Annotated in this window: 2 protein-coding genes; both read right to left on the bottom strand. The window is 69.1% G+C overall.

The window, feature by feature from the left end; genetic code table 11:
- Positions 1 to 1,629: AsmA family protein (locus VGB60_RS12825; protein WP_331038637.1), on the bottom strand; the 1,629-nt coding region annotated here is incomplete at its 3' end.
- 121 nt (positions 1,630 to 1,750) lie between these two features.
- On the bottom strand, positions 1,751 to 3,601 hold a 1,851-nt coding region (locus VGB60_RS12820), incomplete at its 5' end, for a S9 family peptidase (RefSeq protein ID WP_331038636.1).

The following is a 3,601-nucleotide window of genomic DNA, read 5'->3' as shown; positions in this document are numbered from 1 at the left end:
CCCTGGATTCGCGAACGCGTCTCGTAGGATTCCTCGACCTGGGCGCGGAGCGCGGCGGCGCTGCGGAACTCCCTTCGAATTGTCGGCGAAGTCGTGGATTGAGGCGCCCGGCCCCTCCAGCCTAGCGCGGCCCAGGGCGCTGCCGGTGACCGTCGGCGCCCCGTTTCGGGCGGGGATGATCGACTCCAGGGGATAACCGCGCAGCCGCAGGTCCACCGCCGAATAGGGGCGGTCGCGGGTGGCGTTGATCTTGGCCGTGCCGTTCAGCGAGCCGCGGTTGAAGGTGAAGGAGATCGGGTCGAGGTCCAGAACGCCGCTCTTCAGCTCCGCCCCCAGATCGACCTCGCGTATGTCGAGTGCGTTGCGCTTCACCCGCGCCGCCCGGTACCGCAGCGTGCCGTCCATGACCCGCAGACGTTCGACGTTCAGCGGCGCGTCAGGCAACAGCCGGCCCGGCGCGCCCGAGCTGGCCACGGTGTCGCCCGAGGCGGTCACCTGCGGCTTGGCGCCCAGCACGGCCGCCAGGTCGTCGATGTCCAGCAGGCGCGAGCGCAGGTCGGCCCGCACCCGCCGCCGCTCGCCCACCTTGTCCACGGTCAGATCGCCCGAAAGGTCCGAGGTGCCCACCCGACCGCTGAAGTCGTTGAACGTGAAGCGGACGTCGTTCCGGGTCAGCTTGCCGCTCAGTCGGTAAGGCGGCGTATTGGGCGTCGTGATCCCGGTCAGCAGATACAGGTCGGCGAGGTCGCGTCCCTGCAGGCTGAGGGTGGCGGTGAACTGGCCGAGATCGAACGGGCGGGTAATCGAACCATCGGCGACGAGCCGCGAGCCGACGCCGGCCAGTTCGGCCCGGAAGCCATAGGGCTGGTTCCGCTTGATGTTGATGAAGGGGCCGCCCCGGACCTCCAGCGTCAGGGGCGTACCGTTGATCGTGCCCTCGCCCGCCAGCCTGAAGCCGGCGTCGCCGTCAGACCCCTCGCGGGCGTTGATCGTGGCTTCCAGCTTGATCTCGCGCCCCTGCTCGTCCAGCGACAGCGTCCCGTCGCGGATGATCAGCCGGTTGATCGGCGGCAGCTTCAGTCCCTCGCCGGTGTCCGGCTTGTCGGGATCCAGAACCCAGCTGCGGCGGCCATCCTCCATGGCGATCAGCACCACCTCGGGCCGGGCGATCTCGACCAGCGGCATCTCGATCCGCCCGGTCAGCAGCGGCCCGAGCCGCACCGAGGCGGTGGCGTCGTCGATCCGCAGGGTGTCGCGCGCTCGGGCCCAGTCGGGGCCGCCGATCCTCAGGTCCTGAATGCGGGCGGAGGGGGTCAAGCTGAACAGCCGCACGTCGAGGTCGCCCGCCAGCACAATCTCGCGGTCGTAGCGCGCCGTGGCCCAGCGCCCGATCGGGCCGCGCAGCCAGTTCCACTCGAACAGCATCAGGAAGATCACGATGACCGCGATCAGGGCGAGGGTGACGCTGGCGGCGATCTTCTCCGCCCGGCCCGGATGGCGGAAGCTGGTGTAGACAGGATCGTTGGTCTTGATCCACGTCCGGCGCTCGCGCGCCCACGCGCCGGCGGGGACCAAGGCGCGATCCTTGACGACGAGCCAGTTCTGATTGTCTTTCAGGGGGTTGTGCACGCCGCGAGACTCCGCCGAGCCTGCACAACGCATGAGCGCCCGGAAAGGCTCATCGGCCGCCGTTCGCGGACCGCGGCGCACTCCTGGGAACGCGTCTCCTCAGCCCGGACCCGGCCCCCGGTCAAGGCGCGGGCTTCAGGTATTTGTCCAGCCAGCCGAACACTTCCGTGTGCCACTGCAGACTGTTGGCCGGCTTCAGCACCCAGTGGTTTTCGTTCGGGAACACCACCAGCCGGCTGTCGATCCCGCGCCGCTGCAGGGCGGTGAAGGTGGACAGGCCCTGCGCCGTAGGGATGCGGAAGTCGAGGTCGCCCTGCACCACCAGCATCGGCGTGCGCCACTGATCGACGTGGTTGACCGGATTGAAGGCTTCATAGCCGCGCGGGTTCTCCCACTGGGTGCCGCCGTACTCCCACTCGGTGAACCACAGCTCTTCGGTCGAATATCCCATGCCGCGCACGTCGAAGACGCCGTCGTGATTGACCAGGCATTTGAATTCATCGGGCCAGCGCCCCGCGATCCAGTTGACCATATAGCCGCCGTAGGAGGCGCCCAGGGCGCAGGCGTTGTCGCCGTCGAGGAAGCCGTAGCGCTGCTGCGCCGCGGCCCAGCCCTTCTGCAGGTCCTCCAGCGGGCGGTCGCCCCAGTGCTGGCTGATGGAGTCGGTGAAGCCCTGGCCGTAGCCGGTCGAGCCGTGGAAATCGATCATCACCACCGCATAGCCGGCGCCGGCGTAGGTCATCGGGTTCCAGCGGTAGGACCAGCTGTTGCCGAACGACCCTTGCGGCCCGCCGTGGATCAGGAAGGCCACCGGATATTGGCGGCCCTCGACATAGTTGGCCGGCTTGATCACATGGCCGTAGACCGTCTCGCCGTTCCAGCCGGCGAAGCTGAACTGCTCCGCCTCGCCGAAGGCCTGGCTGTCCAGCTGCGGGTTCACGTCGGTGATCCGGCGCGGCAGTTCGCGTCCGAGGAAGGTCTTCACGTAGAGCTCGCTTGGACGCGTCAGCGAGTCCTGGGCGAAGACGAACCCGGACGGGGTCTGGGCAAAGGACGAGACGTGTCCCGCTCCCGTGACGGGGGTGACCACGCCGTTGCGGGTGTCGATGGCGAACAGCCGCGTCTGCCCCACGTCGCCGGCGACGGTGTAGAGCGTATTCCCGTCCGCCGACCACTGCAGCGTATCCGCCGAGCGGTCCCAGTCGGCCGCGACCTGCCGCGTCTGGCCAGTGGCGACGTCGCGCAGGAAGATCGCGTATTTATCGGCCTCGAAGCCGGGCCGCGCCATGGCGCGATAGGCCAGCGTTTGGCCGTCCGGCGAGTAGACCGGACCGGTGTCCCAGGCGTCGTTGGCGTCGGTGAGGTTTTCGAACGTGCCGTCGCCGCTCAGGCCATTGGTGCGGAACAGGTCGAAATTGGTGCTCCACGGCTCGGTCTTCCCCGCCAGACGCGCCGAGAACACCACGGCGTCGCCCTCGGGCGTGAAGGTGAACTCGCCCTCGTCGCCGAAGGGTTTGGAGGGCGTGTCGCCGTCGAAGCCGCGCGTGACCATCACAGGCTGTCCGGAAGCGCGGCCGTTCGCGCCGATCGACTGGACGAACAGGTGGTTCTGCGTGCCGTCGGCCCATGTATCCCAGTGGCGCACGAACATCCGGTCATAGACCTGGCCGGTGGCGGGATCGTCCGCCACCGCCTTGGCCCGGTCGACCGTGCAGGCGAGGTCGCGGCACTCGGGGAAGACGGCCAGCGAGACCGCCACCTTCGAGGCGTCGCGGCTCAGCCGGTAGGCGTTGACGTCGAGCGGCAGGTCCGTGACCTGCACCGGCCGCGTCCCGTCGGCCTCGGCGCGCCAGACCTGGCTGCTGCCCGAGCGGCCGGACAAGAAGTACAACTTGCCGTCGCCGCCCCAGCGCGCGGTGTTGGCGCCGCCCTCGCTGATCGCGAGCCGCCGGCCTTCGCCGCCGTCGCGCAG

It is taken from the genome of Brevundimonas sp. (assembly GCF_036399195.1).
Lineage (GTDB): Bacteria > Pseudomonadota > Alphaproteobacteria > Caulobacterales > Caulobacteraceae > Brevundimonas.
The sequence above is the reverse complement of the archived record's forward strand: the minus strand, read 5'-3'. Positions and strand labels throughout refer to the sequence as shown.